This window comes from Neisseria weixii, from assembly GCF_042658245.1.
Lineage (GTDB): Bacteria > Pseudomonadota > Gammaproteobacteria > Burkholderiales > Neisseriaceae > Neisseria > Neisseria weixii.
The window spans coordinates 1-25,328 of record NZ_JBHSPY010000009.1; the positions used below are offsets into that span (position 1 = coordinate 1).

Consider the following 25,328-nt stretch of genomic DNA (forward strand, 5'->3'; position numbering starts at 1 on the left):
AAAAAGGCGGCGTAGCCCTAGCTGCCGTGGCCACAGGTTTGAGCGCACCGACCGACAGCGCATTGGGTATCGCCGCAGCGACAGCCAGCCCTGCGGCCGCTACCAAATCGGCCAATACTTTAAAGGCGTAGCCGCTCAAAATTCAGACGGCCAATTAACCGCCGCACAAGAAACCGCCCGCGCAGTGGCCCACGGCGTCATCGCCGCGGCCACCTCAGCAGCCGGAGACCACAACGCCCTCACCGCCGCAATTAGCGCAGGAGGCGCAGAAGCCGCCGCGCCGTATGTAAGCCAATGGCTGTATGGCGAGAAAGACGGCAGTAAGCTGACCGCGGAGCAGAAAGAAACTGTGTCGGGCATTCTGAGCCTGGGCGGAGTGGCGGTAAGTGCGGCTGCAGGTGGCTCGGGATCGGACTGGGTAGCCGGCGGGCAGGCTGCGCAGACGGCGGTGGAGAATAATTTCTCATTGAGTGATTTTGGAATTTCTCAAAATGCGCAAAACAATCTTCAACAAATGGCACACCAACAAGTTCAACAATTTGTCGTAAACGCCCGTAGTTCTCCCGATGAGAAAAGTAAGTTAATCGAGTTATTAAGGTCTTATGGTGCAAATAAGGCAATTTCAGCAGAAATTACAGCAGCTCTTGGAGTAGGTGCAAATGTTAATGTAACTATCAATGAAAATCGAGATCTGATTATTTCAATTGCAGGTACTGCTGGGGCGGGTGTATCAGGATTTATTGGTGCAACTACATCCGATAAATCGCGGAAAGACGGTTGGTATTCAGAAGTTTGTGTAAATGGTAAGTTAGGAGCCGCTGGTGGTGGCTGTATAGGAGCCAATTTGGAAAAAGGTGCCCCAGTTATGCATACACTAAAGCTAGGCGTTGGCCTTGGAGTAATACCAGTTGAAGCAAATGCAAATATCGGCTACCAATCAACTTGGAAGTTAAAGAATCCTACAAAACAAGGACATGAAAACAAATGAAAAATTTAAGCTTTTTCTCGATATTTTTCATAATTTATTTTGTTCAAGTAATTTTTCATTTCATATTATGCTATAAAATATTGAAGTCTGAAAATAAAATATCAGGATTTTGGGATTTTATGTATAAAAGCAATAGTATTTATCCGATAATGTATCAAATTTTCTTTAAAAGAAAGATGCTAAAAAGTAAAACAATAACCAACCTGTTTATTTTTAATACATTTTTTGCGATTATATCTTTTATATTTTTATCAATATCAGTATTTTTTGATATCTAAGCTTAGCAAGCGTAGGTACGGTTAGCCGCCCTATGCGGCGTAACCGTACGCACGTCGGCAAACTTTAATAAAAATAACAAGGCTGTCTGAAATCCGTTTTCTTAAAACCTTTCAAACGGCTTTGTTTATTTCATAGGATTTCGTACGGTTACGCCGCTGGAAGCGGCTAACCGTACCTACACGGTCTGAACAATGCGTTTGATAAAGAGAAGGTTCAGCGCGAGATTGATTTGCAAAGGAAAGTAACGCAAGAATTCGGTAAAAACGCCGCGCAGGGCGTTGCCCGACTGTCGGATTACTTGGGCAACAGCCAAGACTTCCAAAGAGCGGAAATACTCCAATCCGCCATCGAAAGCGAACTGACGCAAACCCAAGATGCCCAACAGCGTGAAAACCTGCAACAGGCATTAAATCAGGTAGACGGCTACCTTGAAACCAACCGAGGCCGCTACGAAACCTGGAAAGAAGGCGGCATCGGCCGCAGCATTCTGCACGGAGCAGTAGGCGGATTAACAACGGGCGGCATCGGTGGCGCGCTGGGCGCGGGCGGTGCATCCGCAGCCGCGCCCTACCTCGACCAAGCAGCGGAAAACCTGAATCCGACCGGCAAAGCCGTTGTGGATACCGTAGGCGGCGCAGCTGTCGGCTATATGCTGGGCGGCAATGCCGGTGCGGTAACGGGAGCGAATGCGGATTGGAATAACAGGCAGCTGCATCCGAGTGAGACCCTCGTACTCAATCGTTTGAAGCAAGGGAAAAGTACCGAGGAACAACGCCGTCTGAATGCGGCAGCATGTGCTCTTGTTCGTTGCGCAGAAGGCGTTCCGACAACCGATCCTTATTATCGCCAATTGAGCGAATTGCAAGAATCAGGAGACAGATACCAAGCAGAAAAAAACTTATTGCTCAAATCCGGCAAAGGATTATTTGAATATGGTTTTTGGAACAGCGCAAATGATTTGCGCAGCAGCTATGACCGTGCGATTACCAAAGGCAAAGGCATTGTCAATACGGGAGCCGGAGCCGCTGTGGCAGTTGGCTCGGCAGTTGGAGGGGCTGCATTATGTACTACAGGTGTCGGCTGCCTTGGCGGCGCGGGCATTGCTACCTTAGGTACTGCCGGCGGTTATGCCCAAAGCAAACACGGAGCGGAACAATTATTTGGTACTTACCGCTCTAACTGGGGTAGGCAGGTCATTGATTCTTTAGGCACTCCTATCAAGAACCGTCCGCCTTTGGTGCAAGATGCCGCCGATATTACCTTATGGAGTGCAGAAACCTTGGTTGGCCGTAAATTCAGCCAGCTGACGGGACAAAAATCCATAGACCGTTATATCCAATTACAGAAACGCCAATCTTCGGTTCTGCCTGATAATTACATTTATGATGAGGCCAGCAAAACCTTTATCGGGCCGAAGGGAGGCAGAAGTGTTGCCACTACTTACAAAGACGGTTCGGGCAATACGGTTTACCGCCGTATAGATGGCAATGGCCAACCTCAAAACAGTTACTATGTAGTGAATGCTGATGGGAAGCAGGTTGCGGTAAGAAATCCTGACCCAACCCCCAAAGGTCAAATCGTTACACATTCAAGAAATCTGCATGAGGAATCAATAAAAGCCACAATCCAAAGTTTTGAAAACCAAAATGTCAGAGTAACTACCAATGTTAGTATTCAAAGCCCAAATGCAGCACAACGCTCCGTTATCGACCAAGTACTGAATGGGCAACCAAATCAAAATATTCCTGTTCCTCAAGGCTACACGGTAACCGATATTGCAACAGGAAGAAAAGTAAGTACTATCAAGTTAGATGATAAAGGCTTCGCTGGTTTGGAAATGAAAACAGGAGTAAAAGACCGCGCTTTACAGCGTTCGCAAGCAATCAATTATTTGGAAGCTATCAAGGGGAACGCAGTCAGCATGGGAAAAAAAGCTGAACAAGCTGGTTTATCTAAAGGTCTAACTCCAACTAAAATGTATCAAATCGAGCCCCTTAAATGAGTAAATCTATTATGAATCAAAAAGATGTGAAAGAATTTTGCGAGAACCTAGCTTCAGAACATGTTGGTTGGACATACCACGGTTCAAAATTCAAATACAAAGAATTGAAACACTCAGAAATTCATATCGATCCGTCTTGGGTATTACATTTGTCTGCTGAACCGAGCGTTATTGTTTACAACAAATCAGTCAATCAAGTTGTTAAAGAGTCATTTCAAGGAGAAGCTTTTTACAGTAAGTATTGGACGGCTCGAATGCTTATTCTTAGCCCAGATGCACACAATAACGTCATGATATATAGAGAACTGGTACATACCCGACCTGAAGCAGAGGCCTATATCCGTGCTTTTTTTGAGAGGGGCTTGGATTTAGTCAACCGTTATTTCAGCAGTCCCGATGAAAAAGAATTCCTCAGTAACTATCCGATTGAGGCAGAATTTCCCAATCCCTGTACCGATTTTGGCTACGAAAGTTTAGGGAATTGCATTGCGCGTGCTGTTATTTTGGATTTTGATTATGTTGAACGTTTTATTCGTAATGAATTACCCATTAAACGCGGCGTACCGATTTACGAACCTTATCGTACACGCGTAGCAGAGTGGCTGCCGATTTGGAAAAAACGTGCTGAACTTTATGGCAGTATTTTGAAAAAGTAGCAAGCGTAGGTTGGGTTGAAAACCCAACAAAACCTTATATCTCTAGGTAATTGTTGGGTCATGACCCAACCTACACTTGCTAAAAGATATGGAAAAATTTTTAAAAACAAGGAAATAATATGAAAAATCAAGATATTGAATTTTACGAAGAAATGAAAGAAAAATATAAAAATGATGTAGGAATGTTAGTAACCTTCGCCGGCGATCAAGGAGATATAGCCTTCTTACAAGAACTAGCGGAAACAGGCCGGTTTAATCCATTAGCAACCACCCCTCTCGAAGGGTGGAGTTATTTGCACAAAGTTAATCTTGGAGAAGCATGCCCCTTATCAACCATCCGCTTTTACTTGGACAAAGGCGTAGCAGTCAATGCCCAAGACTGCTACGGCATGACACCGCTGCACTATGCGCTTCGGGTGCAAAACGCCGATGCGGCCATTGCCCTTCTGGAAGCAGGAGCAGATCCGAATATACCCAATATTGACAACTTGCGCCCTTTATCTATGGTTGGGTATACCAAAGACAGGTTGGATGTATTGGAATTAATGCTAAAAACGGAGGTAATGTCCATAATATTATTAATGATAATGAAACTATTTTGGAAAGTTGGAAGCCTAGTGCCATTTCATCTCAATGGGAAATTGATATTTATAAATTGATGAAACAATATGCTTAACTTATCCGCCACCGATATCCAAAACAGCGGTGTGGTTCAAGGCGGTAAAGTACGCTTACGCGGCCAAGACGTGAACATCGACGGCGGCACCGTTGAAGCCGACACCCTCCTCGCCGTCGAAGCCGGCCGCACCGTGATCCAAAGCAGCGGCGGCACCACCCTCAAAGGCGCGCAGGTAAAAGGCAAAGGCGTTGCCCTCAGCACCCGAAACCTCAACATCGAAAGCATACAGGATAGCGCCGTCTACCGCAGCAAACAGCAAAACCTCAGCGGCTCGGTAACCGTCGGTTACGGCGCATCCGCGACTGCCGACTACAACCAAAGCAAAACCAACGCCGACCACCGCAGTATCAGCGAACAAAGCGGCATCTTTGCCGGTGACGACGGCGACAGCCAAAGCGGCGTTACCAAGAGCGGCATCGGCACGCGCAACATCGTGATTGCAAACGACACCGACGGCACACAGGCCAAAGCGGCCTATACCGCCACCCGCAGCGAAACCGCCGAAGCGGATTCAGGCCGTCTGAAAAATGTGTTTGATAAAGAACGGGTTCAGAATGAGATTGATTTGCAGCGGAATGTGAGCCAGGACTTCAGCCGCAATGTGCAGGAAGCCAGAACGGAAATCAACCGCAAAGCCGAAGGCTACAAAGCACTCGCCAACGCAGCGGAAGACAACGCTGCCCAAGCATTACAAAACGGCGATTTGAACGCCTACCGCGAAGCCGTACAAACCGCCAATGAACACCATCAAAAGGCCGACAACTGGCAAAAAGGCGGCGTAGCCCTAGCTGCCGTGGCCACAGGTTTGAGCGCACCGACCGACAGCGCATTGGGTATCGCCGCAGCGACAGCCAGCCCTGCCGCCTACCAAATCGGCCAATACTTTAAAGGATTGGCTGCCGAAAATTCAGACGGCCGGTTAACCGCCGCCCAAGAAAGCGCACGCGTGGTTGCCCACGGTGTGATTGCCGCGGCCACCGCCGCAGCGGGCGACAACAACGCCCTGACTGCCGCCCTAAGCGCGGGCGGAGCGGAAGCCGCCGCGCCGTATGTGAGCCAATGGCTATATGGCGAGAAAGACGGCAGCAAACTGACGACGGAGCAGAAACAGGCTGTGTCGAATATTTTAAGTTTGGGCGGGATAGCGGTTGGTGTAACCGGCAATTCCGCAGCGGATGTTGTGGCAGCGGGAACGGCTGCGCAGACGGCGGTGGAGAATAATGCTTTAGAGACTGCATGGGATGTTGTTAATCTAGGTATTGGAGCAGCGTCTTTAACTTATAATGTTTCTCAGGGTAATTATGGTTCAGCAGCCTTAGATACAGTAGGCTTAATCTATGATGGTGCAGCGACAGCAGTTCCGTTTCTTCCAGCAGGTGCTTCCGCGGCAATTAAAGCAAAACGTGCTGGAAACTCGATTAAGCAATCTATTGCAATTGGACAAGATGTTGCGAAAGCTACAAAAGCTGCTAATCAAGCAGCTAAAAATAGTAAAAACATAACATCAAAAGCAAGTACAACAGGTACAAAAATTCACCGTGAGACAGGTGAACTTCTAGGTGAGAAGAAAGGAAAAGCAAAAAAATTATCAAATTCTGCCAGTTCTTATTTTAAGGGTGCGAATAAATCTACAGGTCTTCAACCCGATTTAAGCTGGAAAGGAACGGGAGTATGGGCTGATTTGACTACTCCCAAGCAGTGGGAAGCACATATTAGAAAATATAATCAAACCCATGGGCAGGGAGTTCCCATTATTTATAAACCAGGTAGGGGGGTATTTGATAGAAGGATGCCATCTATTGGAGGAACTATATCTGGAGTTAATACATTAAATAATCATGAAGGAAATAAGAAAAAATGAGTTATTTAGTTATGATATCTGATAAACATATTATTAAAAAAACAACCTGCTCTTTTAGATAATTTTGATGCTGTCTTCAAGCTTCTCACCGATGAGTTTGGATTTAAAGCACAAATAAAAGAAGATGGGGATTTTGAATTTTTTTATAATGATCAATTTCCTAAAAATATATTAGGCTATGAAGATTCAGTTTTATGGACAAAAAATCCAACTGATAATTTTCTAAAATTATTAATCAATATTTCTAACAGAATTGAAAACTCAAGAGTAATTGGAGATGAAGGAGAATGGTACGTTTCTCTAAATGAAATCCGCTATTTAGAAGTGAATTCAGAGTTAAGAGCTAATATTTTTTTAGAATATTTGAAGGCGTGGTCTCCTGCTATTATTTTAATAATTATAGCTATGGTTTTAAAAATATTTTTTGGTGCTTAAGCAAGCTGTAGCTTGCATAAACTCTAAAATTCACAGATAGGGTGTGTGCCTTTAGCACGCACGCGTTCTAAGGATTTGAATCTGATGTCGTCTGAAAACTAATAAGATTTTTTCAGACGGTATTTTCTCACCCGCAGCGGCATCGGAACGCGCAACATCGTCATCGGCAGCGACACCGACAGCACACAGGCAAAAGCGGTATACACCGACACCCGCAACGAAACCGCCGAAGCAGATTCAGGCCGTCTGAACAATGCGTTTGATAAAGACGAAGTGCAGCGCGAGATTGCTTTGCAAAGAAACGTGAGTCAGGATTTCGGCCGCAACGTGCAGGAGGCCAAAACAGAGGTCAACCAACAGATAGACCGACTGAAAGCACAAAAAGAAGCCGGAAAAATCAGCGAAGCCGATTACCACGATAAAGTGCAAAAGCTGCAATACCTGAACGTGGGTATCAGCAGCGTGGCGGGTGCATTGGCGGCACCGACCGAGAGCGGTTTGGGCATAAGCGCCGCCGCACTCAACCCCGCCGGAGCTTATGCCATAGGGCAGTATTTCAAAGGCTTGGTAGACGAAAACGGCAGATTGGGCGGCGACAAAGAAACCGCCCGCGTGTTGGCGCACGGTATTTTGGCCGCCGCCGCTGCGAAAGCATCGGACGGCAACGCCCTGACCGCCGCGATAAGCTCGGGCGGGGTGGAAGCGGTGATACCGTATGTGTCGGAATGGCTGTACGGCACCCGCGACACGGAGAAACTGAGTGCGGAGCAGAAAACCGTTTTAGGCAATATCGCGCAACTGGCAGGCACAGGGGTGGGGCTGGCTTCGGGCGGCGGCGCGGAAGCGTTTTCAGACGGCCTGCGGGCACGGAATGCGGTAGAGAATAATTTCTCTATGCAAGATTTAGGAATTTCGCAAAATGCTCAAAGTGGTTTGCAACAAATAGCGCACCGACAAGCTCAACAATTTGTTGTTAACGCAAATAGTTCTGCTGCCGAGAAAAGTAAACTATTTGAGTTGTTAAAGGCGTATAAAGCAAATGCTGCAATTACTGCTGAAATAACGGCTGCTTTGGGATTTGGTGCTAATGTTAGTATTACCATTAATCAAGATAAAAGTGTAACAATAACTGCTGCAGGTACTGCAGAATATGGAGTAGAAGGATTTGTAGGAGTGTCCGCTTCTAATAAATCTAGACTAGACGGTTTCTTCTCAGAAGTATGTAGCTCCGGCGGTGGCGCAGTTGTAGTTGGAGTATGTGCTGGAGCAAATCTTGAGAGAAATCAGCCATTAATAGTAACCGGTAAAGTTGGTACAGGAGCAGGAGCTTTTGCAGGTGCAAATGTTGGCTATCAATGGACTGTTAACTTGCCAGAATCAAAGGATGACCACAAATGATTTCATCTCCTTATTTTTTTGGTTTTCTATTTGTAATCTATATTGTTTTGGCTATTTTAAATCTGTTTGTTTCATATAGGATATTCAAAGAGGAAAAAGAAATTTCTAATTTAATAGATTTTTTTGTCTATTCCAGTTCTTTGAATTTTAAAATTTTAAAAATTTTATTTGGTAGAAAATCTATTTCAAATAAAAAAAATTTGAAATTATTAAGAGTTAATTTTATTTCAGCTATGATTGTTTTAATTTTTCTGATTGTTAGTATTTTCATAAAAATATGACAAGTATAGTAAGCTGTAGCAAGCCGTAGCCAGCATCAATATCCTATTCGGGGCGTAGCGTGTGTGCCATCAGGCACGCACGTGTTGTGCGTCCCACAAGGCCGTCTGAAAAAATCTATCATCTTTTTTCAGACGGCCTATCCCAATAAATAATCCTGTTTTGATGAAACGCCTGGGCGACGGCTATTACGAGCAAAAACTGGTGAACGAGCAAATCGTGCGCTTAACCGGTTACCGCCGCCTCGACAGCTACAGTAACGACGAATCCCAGTTCAAAGCCCTGATGTGTCAATAGTCACGTAAAAGTGCACCACAATGAGCACCTAAAAGTGCACCACTTTTAAATCAATATCAACAACGATTTTTAAATCTAAATGACTCATTACCCGTTTCAATCAGTTCACAACGATGCAGTAACCTATCTATAAGAGCCTGTGTCATTGTTTCATCGCCAAATAAAGTCCCCCATTTGGCAAATACCAAATTAGTTGTCAGCATCAAACTGACTTTTTCATGTAAATGACTAATCAGATTGAATAACAATGCACCGCCTTTTTGACTAAATGGCAGATAGCCCAACTCGTCCAATATCAGAAGGTCATATCGGCTCAACTGTCCTATCATTTTGTCTTCCAAACTATCTCGGTCTTTCTCCAAATGGTTAACCAAATCCAATACATTAAAGTACCTTACCCTAAATCCTTCAGAAGCTGCATGAATGCCCGTCGCTGTGGCCAAATGATTTTTACCAGTCCCCGGTCCTCCGATAAAAATAATGTTGCGTTTGTTTCGGATATAATCGTTCTGCATCAGTAAGCGGATATGGCTTTCATCTGCCATTGATTGTTCAAAGACAAAGTCCGCTAAAGTCTTATGTCGAGCAAATTTTGCTGCTTTTATCCTGTACTCAATACTGCGAATATGTCTTTGAGTTAACTCCGTCTGTATCAATCTCTCCAAAATATCTGCCGTACTGCGTTTGCGACGGATACCGTCGGTAACGATTTCATCCCAATGCTCTGCCACAGCATTCAGTTTTAATTGCTCTAATGCAGCAATATATTCATTTCTCTGCATCATCATATCCTTAATTCTTACTATGTTCTAGACCATAGTGTTTCAAGACACTGTTGTAGCGGTTCAGATCAGTCTGAACGGGTATATTCAGTGGAATATCAGGCAGGTTGAATTTTGATATAACCGGTTCATTCAACCGGTTAATTGTTCTGCACTGCTGCTACCGTAGGCATACCGCATTCCATAGCCAACTCTGCAGCCGCTGTACCGACTTCTTCTCCATGTCCGGCAATGAGTGACAATATCTCTACCATAGCTTTATCTCCCGATTTTTGTTTCATCAAGTGCTTTTGCAGTTCTTTTATGGCAGGCGGCAATATCCATTGTTTGAATGGTTCTCCATTTCTCAATGCGCCCGGCTTACGTTTAAGCAGTGGCAAATAATGCTGTGGCTGATAAGCAGTCTGACCTTTTCCCGATAGTCTTACATACTCGGCAACGACTTCTTGCCCATCTACTATTTGTACCTTATCCAAATAAATATGAAGGCTGATCTGCCGTCTCACTAAATGACAAGGTGCACTATAACGGTTACCTTCAAAGTTCACTAAACAATAACTGTTCACAGCAGTTTGTACGATACGGCAGTAGGCATAAGGTGGACGGATACGCTCTTTTAGACAGCTCTCTTGCTCTTGCAAGAAGATTTCTGCAACCGTCTGCTATTTGAAATGAGGATGTTTGCGTTTTGCCATATCACTGTTGCATCTTTCGGGCAGATAACGATTAAGTTCTTCCGGATCGGAGAAAGATAACATTGGCCGGAAGAAACGCTTGCGATAAATACTGACTTGACGTTCTACTTGACTTTTCTCCCGGCCGGCTGCGGGTGTACAGGCAGTTGGTTCAATACAAAAATGGCCGCACATACAGTAAAAACTGTCGGTCAATATCCGCTCTTTACCTTTGAGTACTTTGCTGACAGCGGTCTTGAGGTTGTCATAAATACCTCGTTGAGGAATACCTCCGAAGAATGCAAATGCACGGTTGTGCGCATCAATAAACATTTCGGCAGTTTGATTAGGATAACAACATAAAAAGAAGGCTCTGTTATGACAGAGCCTGAATTGTGCCGGTTAAACTTTGCAGATTTTACCTGCCGGTCTAACGGTTTCTGTACTCCGGTCGAATTGATAAGCCTCACCCGGTTCAAAGCTTAATGGGATGAAAGCATCTGTTGTGACATTAGGTATCTGCTTTTTGTAGAAATTAGCTACAAAACGGCGTACTGCACTGTATGAACCGGTAAATCCTAGTGATTGAAGGTATTCAAAGTGCTGAGCAGACATTCTTTGCCGGGATGGTAAGGTCGGTTGTTGCGTTAAATATTGTTGCAGAATACTGATGAATTCATCTAATGCGGGATAGTGTTGTTTGCTTCGTCGGTATTTGGTCGGTTGAAGCGTTTGGGCATGGATATATTTATTAACGGTTCTACGGTTAATGTTGAGCTGTTTGGCGATTTGTCTGATGGACATACCTTGATTAAATAGGCGGCGTGCTTTGGTAATAGTTTCCATATTAATCATTTCTAGGAAAACTCCGCAAAAACGGAGAGTTTATCAACAATCAGGGTGGTGCACTTTTAGATGCCCATTCCCTGATTTCCTAGTGCAGTTTTACATGCCTGTTAACAGAACAAATGCGACAAACGCAAAAAAACCGGGCGAAAGCACCGGCTATCGTCAACATTAATGTTGACAATCATACATGAATAAACATAAACAAACAAATTCCTAACATAAAGTCAGAGACCGTCTGAATGTTTCAGACGGCCTCTGATGACTAAAAGCAATTCCAATTCATTTCTCAATCTACATACCGACAAAGCGGCGAATCTGTTCCCAATAAAACAAACACCCAATGGCCACCAATGCAACGCTGATGCCGGCCGCGTTGATACTGCTGATTTTCTCTTTGAATATCCACGCGCCGACCAATGTACCCAACACAATCACACCCATGTTCATGCCGGCAAAAACCAGCGTCGGGTTATCGCTTATGGCTTGGTGCGCACTGATGTAGGTGACAATATTTAAGAAGTTCAAGCCGCCGAGCAACACGCCGCCGATGATGCCTTCTTTGGTCCATTTCGTTCCTTTGGAAAACAGATAAGAAAACATCACAATCGCCGCCAAGCAAAATGCCACCAATAAATTGCCGGCAAAGGCCGTGCCGCTTTTGGCAACTTGTTTGAATAAAACATCAATCACGCCATAACCCGCCCAAACGCCCATCAGCAAAGCGATTTGCGTGGTAATGCCGCCTGATTTTTTGCTGCCGTCGGCTTTCCACAGCAGACAAAACAACGCCACGAACGCCAACGCAATACCAATCAGACGGCCCTCGGTTAGTTGTTCGCCGAAAATGGCAAACGAAGCGACAATCGGCAAAAACAGCGACAACCGCTGCGCTGCATCGGATTTCACAATGCCAACGCTTTCCACCGCCTTGCCCATAATCACAAACACACTCGGCAACAGCACGCCTAGCGCGGCAAACAACCACCATGTCGGCAAAAAGCCTACCGGATTGCTCAAATCCGGTTTCAGTACCACCATCGTCAGCGTAATCGCCACAATATAATTCACCGCCACCGCTTGCTCGATTTTAATTTTCTGTTTGCGCGCGACCTTCAGCAACACCGACACCAACACGCTGCACAAAATACTGGCAACAAGATAATGCATATTTTCTTTCTCATTCAAAGGGCTAAAACAAACTTCAGACGGCCTTTAATCGCATAAAGGCCGTCTGAAAAATAAGCGGGTGAAATTAGATTTACAGCCAGCCGTCAGGCGAGACCGGTTTACCGTCGTACAGTTTAACAAAACCGGCAACTACGCGGTAAATAAACCACAAGCTCACGATAAACAAGAGCACCAAACCGATACCGATAAACATCGTGACCGCGCCGATAAAATAACCGATAACGCTGACCCAAAATGTTTTAATCAGGTAGCTGATGTGATGCTCGTAAATCGTGCCGCACATGTCGTCATGTTTCACATAGGCCAGAATCACACCGATAATACATGAAAATGCGGTGAAAACAGTCAACGCATACAGGCCGTAAATCACCATCATATAAGTTCGGCGGTTATCGTTAACCGGTGTTTGGGGAGGAATAATGTCGTTCATCTTTGTCCCTGAAATTTGAATTATGCAGGTGTTGATATTATAGTGGTTCAAATTTTAAAAAAGTGCCAGTCTTGCGCTTGCTTTCGGTGAAACATGGTTTACTATACCATATATCATTTTTAAAATCAGGAGTTCCGACATGAGCGTTGAATATTTCGGCCAACACGCGCGCCTATCCGAAGCCACCGTTGCCAACGGCTTCGTGTTCCTATCCGGCATGGTTCCTGAAAACACGGAACAAGCCGATGCGAAAATACAGACTGCCGACGTGTTGGCACAAATTGATTCATGGCTGCAACAATGTGGTTCAAACAAGAAACATATTGTCGAAGCCACCATTTATCTGAATGACATGGCCGATTACGCCGTGATGAACGAAGCTTGGGATGAATGGGTCGACCCGCAGCATTCTCCTGCCCGCGCCTGTATAGAAGCCAAACTGGCCAAACCGGAATGGAAAGTCGAAATCAAGGTATCAGCTGTTCAAATAAAATGAATGATTCAAGGCCATCTGAAAATGACATTGTATATTTTAGATATTCAGACGGCCTAAGACAGGCGATCTTTATTTTGCCGTCTTTATTTTAGTGATAACGCCCCCATATCATTGCCATTGCGAACCTTATTTGTGACTGTTACCAAGGAATCCCCACCATGCAAACTTGTCTGCCTTTCTTCGGCGTAGTCCGTGTCAGCGGTGACGACCGCGCTGATTTTCTACACAATCAATTATCAAACGACATTCTAAACCTCCCCACCGGCCAAGCCTGTTACGCCACCTACAACACAGCCAAAGGCCGCGTGCTCGCCAATATGGTTGTGCTCAACCGCGGCGACGATTTGCTGCTGGTGATGGCACAGGATTTGGTTGAACCCATCCTCAAAAAATTGCGTATGTATGTGCTTCGTGCCAAAGTAGTGTTTGAACCGCTGGCTGATTTTGCTGTGGCCGGCGAATTGGCTGACGATGCCAAAGCCACAACCGCCGTTGAACCGAACTTGGCGTTTGCCGCAGAAAATCAAAATAATGTTTGGTGCATCAACCTGCCGCACACAGGCCGTTTCAAAGTCGGCTTGTCAGAACAATTACCGCCGTACGACGCAGCCGCAGAAAATGCTTGGAACCTGCACGAAATTTGCAGCGGTTACGCTTGGATTTCCCTCGCCACCAAAGAAACCGCCGTGGCGCAAATGCTCAACCAACACATTATCGGTGGCGTTCACTTTCGCAAAGGGTGCTATCCGGGCCAAGAAATCATCGCCCGCGCCCAATATCGCGGCCAAGTAAAACGCGGTTTGGCCGTATTGCGCGGCAGCTCATTGGAAGCAGCAGGTATTGCGGTGAAGGTTGGTGAAGAAGAAGCCGGTCAAATCATCAATACTACCCTCACCGATGATGGCAGCTTGAATTTAGCCGTGATTAAATTTTCTGCTGCCGAGGCCGCATTAACCGATGCTGATGGCAATGCTTTAACGGTAGAACAATTATTCTTTACAGTTGAGCCGAAAAAATAAGCGAAGATAAATAAATCAATAAAGGCCGTCTGAAATTTCAGACGGCCTTTATTGATTGGTTCACAACCATTCAGAATTAAAATTTCACACCTTTATGCAAAGCCACAATGCCCGCACTCATGTTGTGGTAATCCACGCTGTCGAAACCGGCTTCGAGCATCATCTGCTTCAGCGTTTCTTGATCGGGATGCATGCGGATGGATTCGGCCAAGTATTGGTAGCTGTCGGCATCTTTGGCAATCAATTTGCCCATCACCGGCAGTAATTTGAACGAATACAGATCATATGCGCCTGATAACGGCTTGTAAACCTTGGAAAATTCCAATACCAATAGTGTGCCGCCCGGTTTCAATACCCGATACATTTCTTTTAATGCCGCATCTTTGTGCGTCATGTTGCGCAAACCGAAAGCGACCGAAACCAGATTGAAATAGTTATCCGGAAACGGCAATTTTTCCGCATCGGCCAGCGACACCGGCAAAATCAAGCCTTCGTTGAGCAGGCGGTCGCGACCAACGGTGAGCATCGATGAATTGATGTCAGTCAGCCATACTTCACCTTCTTTGCCCACTCGCTTTGCCCAGCCGCGCGACAAATCGCCTGTACCGCCGGCGATGTCCAACACTTTATCGCCTTTTTTCAGGCGCGCAGTGCTGATGGTGAAATGCTTCCACACACGGTGCAAACCGCCCGACATCACGTCATTCATGATGTCGTAGTTTTTCGCTACCGAGTGGAACACTTCGGCAACCTTGCCGGCTTTTTCATCTTCATCGACGGTTGAAAAACCAAAGTGGGTTTTGTGGTCGCTCATAATCTGCTTTCTTTAAATGGAATAGTTGTGTCTATCTTAATGGCTGCAGCCGCAACTGCCGCCGCACGAATGACCGGTTTTAGCCGGCGCCGCCGAATCTTCAGCCGTCCGAATGCGTGAAGCACCGGCCAACTCAATGCGGCGCAAATAATCGGCCCACATTTCGTCATATTGGCAGGCCAATTTGTGTAAATACGGCCAATCGTACAAGCCGCTGTCGTGGCCGTCTGAAAAAGTGATTTTCAGCGCATACTGCCCGACCGGCTCTAAGCCCATAATGGTGACATCGGCTTTGCCGGTCTGCAAAACTTCCTGTCCGAGCGCATGGCCGCGTACTTCGGCGCTGGGCGAATACGCGCGCAAATACTCGGCCGGCAAGCTTTTGTGCTCTCCATTGTAAATCAAAGTCAAGGCTGCGCGGCCGTTTTGCAGACGGATTTCTTCGGGGATTAGGGGTTCGCTCATTTGATCACTTTCGTACTGTTTTTGCGCAGCATGGCCACTCTGATGGAAAAAATACCGCCCAAAACAGCAAACAGCACCAGCGCATACAAAGAAATGCGCATGGCAATAATTTGATGATTCATGCTCAAACCCAAAGGTGCAACCATTAACAAGACAAACACCAAAAAAGTCAGCATCATCAACGCAATACACACAAATGCATAGCGCGTATTGGCTTGAATTTTCGGATTGGTCATATGATAGCCGATGGGATGAAAACGGTATTTTAGCAGCTTTCCGGTTAAATTTCGATAATCCTCAAATGGCTTTCCAACAATTACTTAGGCCGTCTGAAACTGTTTCAGACGGCATGAATGTAAGAGAAGCCGGCGTTGTTTACAGCGCCCGAAAGACAAGACTGCAATAAACACCCGCAACAATACCCGACACCGCACCGACATCAAGCCGTTTGGCACTTACGCGCAGGATAAAATCACCGTTACTTCACCCGCCCGGCTATACCAAGCCAGCAGAATAACCATTTAAGTATCCTTAAAGCAGCACGTAACTGCCCTCACCACACAACAATACCGACAACCGTTTCAAACGAGCCAAAGAGGTATGACACGTTTGGCTTAATTTAAAAAAAAGACATCGGACAAAAGCTCAAAAAACAAACCGAACGCTACAGCAAATTCTATATGTGAAAAACAATTGCGTTGTTTACACAACAGGTTGAGAACACAGCACGGATAGTTGTTATCTCAGGCCATCTGAATATTTCAGACGGCCTTTCTGTATTCAATCCGCTTAGGCTGCTATAATCGATTCGTCTAAACCATATCAATGGTTTTCTTCCATTTTATTATTACCACAAGAGACTGATTACCCATGGAAAAACCTTGGTTGCAAAGTTATGAAACCGGTGTGGCGCATGAAATCGACATCACCCGTTACCAATCTATTATTGATGTATTCCAAAAAAGTGTGGCCAAGTTTGGCGAGAAACCGGCATTTCAAAACATGGGCAAATCGCTCAGCTACAACGAAACCGCCAAGCTCGCCACCGAATTTGCCTCCTATCTGCAAAATGTTTTAAAGCTGCAACGCGGCGGACGCGTGGCCATCATGATGCCCAACCTGCTGCAATATCCGGTGGCGCTGTTCGGCATTTTGCAAGCCGGTTTGGTCGTGGTGAACACCAACCCTCTCTACACCCCGCGTGAACTCGAACACCAGCTGAAAGACAGTGGTGCAACCACCATTATTGTGTTGGAAAATTTTGCCAATACCCTGGAATTGGTATTGCCACGCACCGACATCAAAAACGTGATTATCGCCTCTGTCGGTGAGATGTTTGGTGCCATTAAAGGCAGTTTGATAAACTTTGTTTTGCGCAAAGTAAAAAAAATCGTACCCGAATACCTCATTGCCAATACAACCACTTTTCAGACGGCCTTAAAACAAGGTGCAGCACACACCTTCCACCCTGTTGATTTAAACCGCGATGATACCGCCCTGTTGCAATACACCGGCGGCACCACCGGCGTGGCCAAAGGCGCTATGCTCAGCCATGGCAATATTTGCGCTAATATGATGCAGGCTTCGGAATGGATTAAAAATCTGCTGCGCGAAGGCGAAGAAGTGGTCATCGCGGCACTACCGCTTTACCATATTTTTGCGCTCACGGTGAACCTGATGATTTTCTCGAATGCCGGTTCCAAAATTATTTTGATTACCAACCCCCGCGATATGAAGAGCTTTATCAGCGACATGAAAAAAGACCGCATCAGCGTGTTTATTGGTGTGAATACTCTGTTCAACGGTTTGGTAAACCGTCCGGAATTTGCCGAAATCGACTTTTCCAACCTGAAGCTGACTTTAGGCGGCGGAATGGCCACACAACGCGCCGTGGCGGAGAAATGGAAAAAAATCACCGGCACACCGATTGTCGAAGCATACGGCCTGACCGAATGCAGCCCGGGGGTATGTTGCAACCCGTTGAATATCGAAGCATACAGCGGGGGCATAGGCTTACCTGTTCCTTCTACTGAAGTCGAGTTGCGCGATGGCGACGGCAAACTTGTGCCGCAAGGCCAACCGGGTGAAATGTGGGTACGCGGCCCGCAAGTGATGAAAGGCTATTGGAACCGTCCCGAAGATACTGCCAAGGCCATCGACAGCAAAGGCTTTATCGAAACCGGCGACATTGCCGTGATGGATGAAAAAGGCTGGTTCAAACTGGTTGACCGTAAAAAAGACCTCATCGTAGTTTCCGGCTTCAATGTTTATCCAAACGAAATCGAAGAAGTAGTCGCCCACCACGATAAGGTTTTAGAAGTCGCCTGTATCGGTGTGCCGAATGAAAAAACCGGCGAAGCCTTAAAAGTATTTGTCGTAAAAAAAGATGATTCGCTCACCAAAGAAGAATTGATCAATTTTTGCCGCACTGAGCTGACTGCTTATAAAATACCGAAAGACATCGAATTCCGTGACGAATTGCCGAAATCCAATGTCGGCAAAATTCTGCGCCGCGAATTGCGTGATGAAGCATTGAAAAAATAAGCGTTAAATTGGATTGGCTCCATATCCGTCAGGCCGCCTGAAAATGAACTGTCCCCCATACTTGCAAGTTCAAAAACTTTTTCAAACAGCCTGAGAACTTTGCAAAACCTCATGAACCACCAATAAAAAACTAAACAGCCGTCATTAGCTTCGCAAGTCCGCTGCACTTCCCCCGTGCAGCGGACTTGCGAAGCTAATGACGTCGGTTCTTTGTGCTGTGGGTTTTTAGGGAGTTTTGCAAAGGTCTCGGCCTATTTATACCACGTCAAAATTTTGTCATCATCTTACGCTATGATACAGACTAACAGAAAAACACAGCAACTTTACATAATCGCTGTATTCAATTCTGTGAAAAACGCCTATTATGCCAACATAACATCTCACAATAAATATCGCAGATTTGATAAAAAAACATAATCTGCACAAAGCAACAAAGTGAAAGGAAGTATTTTTATGCAACATCGTCGACGTCAGTCCATTTTCCAGGCTGCCAAACGCGCCTCTTTTGGTAACAAACCGACGACTCCTGCACAAGCGCAAAGTCGTTAATTAAAATCAAGGTGCATCCATAGTGTGGGTTGCACCTTTACCATTTCTATCATGCCGTCTGAAATTTCAGACGGCATCGTCTCATTAAGATTGTGCTTGAAGATAGGCAGCCAATTTGTCTTCTTCTAAAAACCAATGGCAAATTTCCTGATCACCATGCAGTAACACCGGCACCAATTCGTTGTATTGTTCTTCTAAAATCGGATCTTCATCGACATCAACCACATCCAATTCAAAACCAAATTGCTGTTGAAACGGCTGCAATTGATCACGCATTTTGTGACACAGGCTGCAATACTCACGAAACATCAAAGTCAATCTCATTATATCGTTTCCTTCGTTTTACGATGATATTCAATGCTGCCACATCAACACCAGCGAAATCGGGATAATCGACAACAAAGTCGCCATCAACATCACCCCCAATGTTTCCTTGGCAAAGCCATGAATACCACCAAACAGCGCATACAGGCTGGCCATCGGTGCACCGGCAAACAGCATATCCTTATCCGCCCCCATCAGCCACAAACAGGCAAACACTACCAGTGGGCACAAAACCAATTTACCGAACGTCACCCACGCCATGTCTTTCACATTGCCACGGATACTCATGCCGTAAAGGTTACCGCCAATCATAAATAAGGCCAACGGTGACGTTGCCGTTGCCAGCATAGCGGAAAGCTTGTCCATGAAGGACGGCAATGGCAGCCAACCGAAAGCAAAAATCAAGCCGATGGGCATGGCGATGATAATCGGATTGGTCAGCAAGCCTTTACCAATTCGGGTAAACAATGCCCAATAATTGGTCTGCCCGCCCTTGGCCAAATCCAGAAAAATAAACATCAGCGGCAGAAGCAGCAGATTTTCCGTCAGCACGTTCATGGCAAAATACACACCCGCCGCCGGACCAATCGCCATCAGTAGCAATGGATAACCGACAAAACCGGAATTCGACATTCCTACCGCCAAACCGTTTAACGCGGCCAATTTCGGATCTAGGCCGCGTTTTTTAGTGGCATACCAACTGATAAAAAACAGCAAACCCGAAGCCAGCGTATAGCCATAAAAATATTCAGGCTTGAACACATCGGCAATCGGCCGCGTGGCAATAGCATTAAACACCATCATCGGCATACCGATTTTGATAACGAATTTACCCAGGCCGTCGAGCTGCTCACGACTGAAAATCTGTTGCCGCATCACGCCATAACCGATGGCAATCATCAAAAAAACCGGTGCGATAATGGTAAAAATGGCGGACATAATCAATCCAAGTATGCTAAATCAAATGCTGTTAAACAAGCGAATCGCTATTGTAAAACAGAAGGCCGTCTGAAAAAGATTTCGTTTATCTTTTTTCAGACGGCCATTATTCGGCTTATTTAGCAAACAGATTAAGCTTTCTTTTTAAACACTGCGTTCAAGATACAGCCCAAAATAAAACCGACCACCGCAGGCATTACCCAGCCCAAGCCGATGTCGTACAGCGGTAACGCGTTGTTAATCGCAGCAGCTGTTTCATCGCTGAAACCGAATGCGGCTTTGTAGGCATCTAACACACCGACAATCAAGGTGAAGAAAATGGTGCAGATGTACACAATGCGGCCACCGCCGAACAGATTATGCAAGAACGCCAGCAAAATAATCACTACGGTCAACGGGTAAAGCAGCATCAACACCGGAATCGAGAAGCTGATGATACCGACCAAACCTTTATTGGCAAAGAGCATCGATGCCAAAGTGAAAATGGTTACAAACGTTTTGTAAGAAATACCCGGGCACAAGCGGTTGAAGAATTCTGCATTGGCCACGATCAAGCCGATTGCGGTACTCAAACATGCCAAGAATACAATCACGCTCAGCAAAATGTTACCGCCGTTGCCAAAGTAATATTGCGCTGTTTTCGACAATACTACCGCACCATTTTCCTGTATGCCCAAACCGGCCACGCTGGTGGCGCCCATGTAGCCAATCATCAGGTAAACCACTGCCAAGCAAGTGGCAGCGACCATACCTGCGATGGTGGTGGTGCGCAACAATTCTGCGCGGTTATCTACGCCCACGGCACGTACTGCGTCAATCACGATGATGGCGAATACCAATGATGCCAACGCATCCATGGTGCCGTAGCCTTCCAAAATACCTTTGGCAAACGGACGAATGGCAAAATCACCTTGCGGCGCAGTCAACGCGCCCATCGGGTTCATCGCGGCATAGCCCATCAAAATGGCAATCGTCACCAACAACACAGGGGTCAAAATTTTACCGATACGGCCAACCAGTTTGCCCGGTGACAGCGATAGCCAATAAGCCACACCGAAAAAGAACAAGCTGAACAATGCCAAGCCCAGCGTTTTGTTTTCTTCGCTGATATAAGGCACCACACCGATTTCAAACGATACTGTTGCCGTGCGCGGTGTGGCAAACAAAGGACCAATCGCCAAATACAGCGCCGAAGCAAACAAAATACCGTATAATGGCGTCACACGCGAGGCCAATACCTGCACGTCGCGTGAGTTGGAATAGCCAATCGCAATCACACCCAATAACGGCAAACCGGCACCAGTCAGCAAAAATCCGAGCATGGCCGAAAACCAATTTTCACCGGCCTGTTGTCCCAAAAAAGCAGGGAAAATCAAATTACCGGCACCAAAAAACAAAGCAAACAGCATCAGGCCGACAACCCATAGCGATGCCTTTTGATTTCCTGAAGAATTCATGTATAACACCTGTTTTTCTTATCTGTACAATTAAACATCATGCACTATATAGGTTTGAAACCGCCAAAGACATGATCAACTCAAGCTTTACTTTTCTACGCCCAAACTCAACCCAACCGCGTAACATGCCGACGGTTGTGCTATAAAAATGTAAAGCAGGTGTCAAGAATAGTCAAATTTTCAAAAATCAGCAACTCATTTTTAATGATTTTCAGATATTTCCCGAGCAGCATGTAAACTTAAACTACCCCGTTTGGCATATGTCTGACATAATGCAAAGGCCGTCTGAAGTTTCAGACGGCCTTGAGTATTCTCTCAATTTAGGCAAACTTAAGCTTGAATGTTAATTCCTGCCGTTACCGTGGTTTGGGCAGAGGTACCGGTATTCAGAAACGACGCGGCCAAATCGCTGCAAGACCCGCAACAAGTGGCTACGCCCAATTGGTCTTGCAAATCGCTCATGGTCACGGCACCTGCGGCAACTGATTCTTTAATGTCGCGGTCAGTGATGGCGTTACAAATGCATACAAACATGTGAGTGCTCCTGATTCCATCTCAATAATGAGATTTAGTTTTATTCTTAAACGTAAATATAAATAAAAACCTTTCCCATTGCAATCGCTTATTTGCACAAAATAGTTTGATATTTTTTACTAAACATAAAATCTTGATAAAATTACTAAAATACAAATAACTATATAATTTAGCTATAAAAAAATCCTTCTGAAACATCATATTGCTTTCAGACGGCCTTTTCTTTATCTATTGATTAAGCCAATACACCCAAAATCACGCTGCCTGCTTTAAACACCGCCGTCGCATATTGCCCCGGGTGCAAGTCAAGCTGTTCCGTACTTTGTACAGTAACGCCTGCGTGGATATGCACATTGCTGCCCAAATCCAAGGTCACAATCGAATTGACCGCACCGCGTTCGACATGTTTAATTACGCCTTTAAGCTGGTTGCGGGCGGAAAGTTTGACGTGTTCCAAATTGGTGGCGATGATGATGTTGGCGGATTTAATCAAAGCAATCGCTGTGTCGCCCTCTTTCAAACCCAATTGCGCGCAACTTTCGCTGGTAATGGTGGCAACCAATTCATGATTACTCGGTAAGGTCAGCACCACTTGAGCATGAATGCCGCTGGTTTGAATACTTTTGACGATGCCGGCGAATTGGTTGCGTGCACTGGTTTTCATAATGTTCTCCTTCATGTTCAGACGGCCCATCATAAATAAAAGGCCGTCTGAAAATCAGTTTCTCGGGTGATGTTGCTCGACCACGCTTTTTAATCGCTGGTTGGCAACATGGGTGTAAATCTGTGTGGTACTGATGTCGGCATGCCCCAACAAGGTTTGCACCACCCGCAAATCTGCGCCGTGATTCACCAAATGCGTGGCAAAAGCATGGCGCAAGCCGTGTGGGCTTAAAGCGGTAATGCCCGCCACTTCGGCATATTCTTTGACAATCAACCACGCCAGTTGGCGTGAAATGCCGACCCGCTTTTGACTCACAAATAATTCATCACACATTTTTTCTTTAAGCAGCAGCGGGCGCGCTTCCTGCAAATAGCGTTCAATCCAATACACGGCCTCCTCCCCCAATGGGATGATGCGCTGCTTATTACCCTTACCAATGGTGCGAATCCAACCTTTGCTCAAATCAATATCGCTTAATTGTAATTTCACGGCTTCGGTGACGCGCAAACCCGTGGCGTACATTACTTCCAGCAAAGTTTTATCGCGCAAACCGTGCGGCGTATCGGTATCGGGCGCCTTCAAGAGCTGGTCGATTTGGCTTTCTGTAATCAGCTTCGGTAATTTCTGCGCCTGCTTCGGTGTCTTTAAAAAAGTGGTGGGGTTGTCATGGCGCTGATCGGTTTCTTCCAACCAGGCATACAACCTTTTACACGCCGACAATGCCCGTGCTTGCGAGCTCGGTTTCTCCGCCGCATCGTATACTGCCTCAGCCAACTCTTCACGCTTCACATTCAACCAGTCGAGATTTTTATGGTTCAAGCGTGCCGCCACTTTTTCCAAATCGCGATGGTAGCTTTGCAGGGTATTCGGGCTTAAACGGTGGTTGAGCCAGAGGTGTTCCAAAAGCTTGTCGATTAGGTTATTCATGATGATTCTATGACTGAGGCCGTCTGAATTGGTTTTCAGACGGCCTGATACTTTTGAGGTTATTTCTTGCTAACTGTTTCCAATACTTCCTGCGCATGTCCGGCTACTTTGACCTTGCGCCATTCGTGCGTGATTCCGCCTGCTTCGTCCAATACAAAAGTGCTGCGCTCGATCCCCAAAGATTCTTTGCCGTAGAGTTTTTTCAGCTTGATGACATCAAACATTTTGCACACGGTTTCATCTTTGTCGCTCAAGAGCTCAAATTGAAAGCCTTGTTTGGCACAGAAATTTTGGTGCGCTTTCACACCGTCACGCGAAATCCCGACTACGGTGTAGCCCAACGCTTTGAATTGCTCCAAGCGGGCATTGAAATCCAAGCCTTCGGTGGTGCAGCCGGGGGTGCTGTCTTTCGGGTAAAAATACACAATCAGCGGGAGATGCTCGGCAGAGTGGAAATCTTTGCCGCTGCTGGATGGAAGGGTAAATTCGTATGTTGACATGATAAATTCCATTTCAGACGGCCTTCGGCCTGTAGTGTTAGATTATTTTTCACTCAAATTCAAATAATTGCGGCTACCCTGCAAATCACTCATGGCACGCAGCAATAAGTTGAAATGCTCGTCATTACCGTTAACTTCCAATTCATCGGCATTCACAATCAGTAAGGGGGCGTTTTGATAAAGGTGGAAAAAACGGCTGTATTCTTCATGAATGCGGTTGAGATAGCCGGCCGGAAACAGATTCACCACGCCATCGCCACGTTTTTGCAGGCGCTTGCGGTTGGTATCTGCGGCAGTTTGCAGGTAAATCACCAAGTCCGGTACAGGATATTGCGGCATGGCGCGGCGTTTCAATTCCCAAAACAGAGTTTGCTCTTTATCGTTCAACACCACCGGCACAAAAATCTGGTCTTTTTCCAACAGGAAATCGGCGACAATCACGCTGCCTTTTTCTTCTTCGGCGTTAATCACGTCCACACTTTCAGCACGGCGCATCAGGAAAAACAGCTCGGTCGCCAAACCGTGATTATTGGCATTGGCGTAAAATTGCGCCAAAAAGGGATTTTGGTCGGCATTTTCAGTCAGATGCAGCGCATTGAAATGGCTAGCCAAGCGGCGGCTCAATTCTGATTTTCCGCTACCGATGGCGCCTTCAACCGCAATATAACGATAATTCATGTTGATTCCCTAATCTGTCTTTTTATTGTCAGGCCGTATTTTATCAAACCCTGCAATGGTATCAGTATAAACATGCCGTCTGAAAAAGTATCGAGTCTTTTCAGACGGCCTATTTCATTGTTCCTCTTCATTCAATAACCGAATGCCGTCATCGCCCAATTGCGCGGCGATATCGGCAGCATTACCATATTGGCCCAATTCAAAATGCGGCAGAATTTCGGCCAATGGCTTCATCACAAAACTACGCTCGTGCGCTCGTGGATGCGGTAAAGTTAAATGTGGATTGTCACTGCTTTGATGATTATAGTCGATGATGTCTAAATCCAAGGTGCGCGGCGCATTCCGGAATGTGCGTTCACGGCCGAAATCCGCTTCGATTTGGTTCAACGCCGCCAGTAAATCGACACCGCTCAAATCGGTCGATACCGCACACACAGCATTCACAAAATCCGGTTGGTCATCGTAACCGACAGGTTCGGTGATGTAGAATGAAGAAGTTCGTTCAAGCTCAATTTGCGGATGGGCGGCAATCGCCACCAATGCAGCACAAATTTGACGGGCAGGATTTTGTAGATTACTGCCCAATGCAATAATGGCAGATTTTTGGTTCGACATTGTTCA

General features: G+C 45.9%; 30 protein-coding genes. 11 read left to right on the forward strand and 19 right to left on the reverse strand.

Annotation, left to right across the window (positions count from 1 at the left end; genetic code table 11):
• Positions 1–135: 135 nt before the first annotated feature.
• A complete protein-coding gene (locus tag ACFPVS_RS06155) occupies positions 136–360 on the reverse strand; it encodes a hypothetical protein (protein WP_378595500.1) in 225 nt (74 codons plus the stop codon).
• Between ACFPVS_RS06155 and ACFPVS_RS06160 the strand changes: the two genes are divergently transcribed.
• The 8 genes from ACFPVS_RS06160 to ACFPVS_RS06195 all read left to right on the forward strand — a co-directional run bounded on the left by ACFPVS_RS06160 (position 350) and on the right by ACFPVS_RS06195 (position 8,874).
• A complete protein-coding gene (locus ACFPVS_RS06160; RefSeq protein ID WP_378595501.1) occupies positions 350–988 on the forward strand; it encodes a VENN motif pre-toxin domain-containing protein in 639 nt (212 codons plus the stop codon). The two genes, ACFPVS_RS06155 and ACFPVS_RS06160, sit on opposite strands and share 11 nt — an antisense overlap.
• Before the next feature lie 577 nt (positions 989–1,565).
• Positions 1,566–3,269 carry a hypothetical protein gene (locus tag ACFPVS_RS06165; protein WP_378595502.1) on the forward strand — a complete coding sequence of 568 codons (1,704 nt, stop codon included), beginning with the start codon at positions 1,566–1,568 and terminating at the stop codon, positions 3,267–3,269.
• Complete coding sequence (locus tag ACFPVS_RS06170) at positions 3,266–3,925, forward strand: hypothetical protein (RefSeq protein ID WP_378595503.1); 660 nt, start codon at positions 3,266–3,268, stop codon at positions 3,923–3,925. Before ACFPVS_RS06165 ends, ACFPVS_RS06170 begins: the two co-directional genes overlap by 4 nt.
• Before the next feature lie 119 nt (positions 3,926–4,044).
• Complete coding sequence (locus ACFPVS_RS06175; RefSeq protein ID WP_233572253.1) at positions 4,045–4,584, forward strand: ankyrin repeat domain-containing protein; 540 nt, start codon at positions 4,045–4,047, stop codon at positions 4,582–4,584.
• A 9-nt stretch (positions 4,585–4,593) separates the two neighbouring features.
• On the forward strand, positions 4,594–6,465 hold the full coding sequence (locus ACFPVS_RS06180; protein WP_378595504.1) for a VENN motif pre-toxin domain-containing protein: 1,872 nt from the start codon (positions 4,594–4,596) through the stop codon (positions 6,463–6,465).
• Between the two features lie 708 nt (positions 6,466–7,173).
• A complete protein-coding gene (locus ACFPVS_RS06185) occupies positions 7,174–8,298 on the forward strand; it encodes a VENN motif pre-toxin domain-containing protein (RefSeq protein WP_378595505.1) in 1,125 nt (374 codons plus the stop codon).
• Positions 8,295–8,579: a hypothetical protein gene (locus ACFPVS_RS06190; protein ID WP_096295055.1), complete on the forward strand. Its 285-nt coding sequence runs from the start codon at positions 8,295–8,297 to the stop codon at positions 8,577–8,579. The genes ACFPVS_RS06185 and ACFPVS_RS06190 overlap by 4 nt, the downstream gene beginning before the upstream one ends.
• A 160-nt stretch (positions 8,580–8,739) precedes the next feature.
• Entirely contained in the window at positions 8,740–8,874 is a 135-nt protein-coding gene (locus ACFPVS_RS06195) for an S-layer family protein (protein WP_123804260.1), read from the forward strand.
• A gap of 56 nt (positions 8,875–8,930) precedes the next feature.
• Here the strand turns inward: ACFPVS_RS06195 and istB are convergent, their stop codons facing one another.
• The 6 genes from istB to ACFPVS_RS06225 form a co-directional block, all read right to left on the reverse strand.
• Positions 8,931–9,662 carry an IS21-like element helper ATPase IstB gene (istB, locus tag ACFPVS_RS06200; RefSeq protein WP_378595506.1) on the reverse strand — a complete coding sequence of 244 codons (732 nt, stop codon included), beginning with the start codon at positions 9,660–9,662 and terminating at the stop codon, positions 8,931–8,933.
• 134 nt (positions 9,663–9,796) lie between these two features.
• Complete coding sequence (locus ACFPVS_RS06205; protein WP_378595507.1) at positions 9,797–10,297, reverse strand: Mu transposase domain-containing protein; 501 nt, start codon at positions 10,295–10,297, stop codon at positions 9,797–9,799.
• A gap of 21 nt (positions 10,298–10,318) precedes the next feature.
• Entirely contained in the window at positions 10,319–10,663 is a 345-nt protein-coding gene (locus ACFPVS_RS06210; protein ID WP_198345345.1) for a DDE-type integrase/transposase/recombinase, read from the reverse strand.
• Positions 10,664–10,732: 69 nt separating this feature from the next.
• Positions 10,733–11,176 carry a helix-turn-helix domain-containing protein gene (locus tag ACFPVS_RS06215; RefSeq protein ID WP_378595508.1) on the reverse strand — a complete coding sequence of 148 codons (444 nt, stop codon included), beginning with the start codon at positions 11,174–11,176 and terminating at the stop codon, positions 10,733–10,735.
• A 294-nt stretch (positions 11,177–11,470) separates the two neighbouring features.
• Positions 11,471–12,346: a DMT family transporter gene (locus ACFPVS_RS06220; RefSeq protein ID WP_096296101.1), complete on the reverse strand. Its 876-nt coding sequence runs from the start codon at positions 12,344–12,346 to the stop codon at positions 11,471–11,473.
• A 91-nt stretch (positions 12,347–12,437) separates the two neighbouring features.
• The gene (locus ACFPVS_RS06225; RefSeq protein ID WP_096295054.1) at positions 12,438–12,797 is read right to left on the reverse strand and encodes a DUF4870 family protein; all 360 of its coding nucleotides are present in this window, start codon (positions 12,795–12,797) and stop codon (positions 12,438–12,440) included.
• Between the two features lie 139 nt (positions 12,798–12,936).
• Between ACFPVS_RS06225 and ACFPVS_RS06230 the strand changes: the two genes are divergently transcribed.
• The gene (locus ACFPVS_RS06230; protein ID WP_096295053.1) at positions 12,937–13,293 is read left to right on the forward strand and encodes a RidA family protein; all 357 of its coding nucleotides are present in this window, start codon (positions 12,937–12,939) and stop codon (positions 13,291–13,293) included.
• 158 nt (positions 13,294–13,451) lie between these two features.
• The gene (gene ygfZ, locus ACFPVS_RS06235) at positions 13,452–14,312 is read left to right on the forward strand and encodes a CAF17-like 4Fe-4S cluster assembly/insertion protein YgfZ (protein WP_123804257.1); all 861 of its coding nucleotides are present in this window, start codon (positions 13,452–13,454) and stop codon (positions 14,310–14,312) included.
• Between the two features lie 76 nt (positions 14,313–14,388).
• Here the strand turns inward: ygfZ and ubiE are convergent, their stop codons facing one another.
• From ubiE to ACFPVS_RS06250, 3 genes are read right to left on the reverse strand one after another with little or no spacing between them, the layout of a single operon-like run.
• Positions 14,389–15,126 (reverse strand): bifunctional demethylmenaquinone methyltransferase/2-methoxy-6-polyprenyl-1,4-benzoquinol methylase UbiE, encoded by a 738-nt coding sequence (gene ubiE, locus ACFPVS_RS06240; protein ID WP_096295052.1) that lies wholly within the window; start codon positions 15,124–15,126, stop codon positions 14,389–14,391.
• A gap of 36 nt (positions 15,127–15,162) precedes the next feature.
• A complete protein-coding gene (locus ACFPVS_RS06245) occupies positions 15,163–15,591 on the reverse strand; it encodes a gamma-butyrobetaine hydroxylase family protein (RefSeq protein ID WP_096295051.1) in 429 nt (142 codons plus the stop codon).
• Positions 15,588–15,827: a cytochrome b6 gene (locus tag ACFPVS_RS06250; protein ID WP_096295050.1), complete on the reverse strand. Its 240-nt coding sequence runs from the start codon at positions 15,825–15,827 to the stop codon at positions 15,588–15,590. Before ACFPVS_RS06250 ends, ACFPVS_RS06245 begins: the two co-directional genes overlap by 4 nt.
• 634 nt (positions 15,828–16,461) lie before the next feature.
• Here ACFPVS_RS06250 and ACFPVS_RS06255 point away from each other — a divergent pair.
• Positions 16,462–18,135, forward strand: a complete 1,674-nt coding sequence (locus ACFPVS_RS06255) for an AMP-binding protein (protein ID WP_378595509.1) — start codon at positions 16,462–16,464, stop codon at positions 18,133–18,135.
• Between the two features lie 633 nt (positions 18,136–18,768).
• On the opposite strand, the gene ACFPVS_RS06260 is transcribed toward ACFPVS_RS06255, so the two are convergent.
• The 9 genes from ACFPVS_RS06260 to folK form a co-directional block, all read right to left on the reverse strand.
• Complete coding sequence (locus ACFPVS_RS06260) at positions 18,769–19,008, reverse strand: glutaredoxin family protein (protein ID WP_096295049.1); 240 nt, start codon at positions 19,006–19,008, stop codon at positions 18,769–18,771.
• Between the two features lie 30 nt (positions 19,009–19,038).
• The gene (locus ACFPVS_RS06265) at positions 19,039–19,947 is read right to left on the reverse strand and encodes an AEC family transporter (protein ID WP_378595510.1); all 909 of its coding nucleotides are present in this window, start codon (positions 19,945–19,947) and stop codon (positions 19,039–19,041) included.
• Between the two features lie 131 nt (positions 19,948–20,078).
• The gene (gene brnQ, locus ACFPVS_RS06270) at positions 20,079–21,404 is read right to left on the reverse strand and encodes a branched-chain amino acid transport system II carrier protein (RefSeq protein WP_096296100.1); all 1,326 of its coding nucleotides are present in this window, start codon (positions 21,402–21,404) and stop codon (positions 20,079–20,081) included.
• A 330-nt stretch (positions 21,405–21,734) separates the two neighbouring features.
• Positions 21,735–21,938, reverse strand: coding sequence for a (2Fe-2S)-binding protein (locus tag ACFPVS_RS06275; RefSeq protein WP_096295047.1), 204 nt, complete (start codon positions 21,936–21,938; stop codon positions 21,735–21,737).
• Between the two features lie 235 nt (positions 21,939–22,173).
• Complete coding sequence (locus tag ACFPVS_RS06280) at positions 22,174–22,602, reverse strand: TOBE domain-containing protein (protein ID WP_096296099.1); 429 nt, start codon at positions 22,600–22,602, stop codon at positions 22,174–22,176.
• Positions 22,603–22,656: 54 nt separating this feature from the next.
• Positions 22,657–23,532: a site-specific tyrosine recombinase XerD gene (gene xerD, locus ACFPVS_RS06285; RefSeq protein WP_096295045.1), complete on the reverse strand. Its 876-nt coding sequence runs from the start codon at positions 23,530–23,532 to the stop codon at positions 22,657–22,659.
• A gap of 56 nt (positions 23,533–23,588) precedes the next feature.
• Positions 23,589–24,029: a peroxiredoxin gene (locus ACFPVS_RS06290; RefSeq protein ID WP_096296098.1), complete on the reverse strand. Its 441-nt coding sequence runs from the start codon at positions 24,027–24,029 to the stop codon at positions 23,589–23,591.
• A gap of 42 nt (positions 24,030–24,071) precedes the next feature.
• Positions 24,072–24,707 (reverse strand): deoxynucleoside kinase, encoded by a 636-nt coding sequence (locus ACFPVS_RS06295; protein ID WP_096295044.1) that lies wholly within the window; start codon positions 24,705–24,707, stop codon positions 24,072–24,074.
• 114 nt (positions 24,708–24,821) lie between these two features.
• A complete protein-coding gene (gene folK, locus ACFPVS_RS06300) occupies positions 24,822–25,322 on the reverse strand; it encodes a 2-amino-4-hydroxy-6-hydroxymethyldihydropteridine diphosphokinase (RefSeq protein ID WP_096295043.1) in 501 nt (166 codons plus the stop codon).
• Positions 25,323–25,328 lie beyond the last annotated feature (6 nt).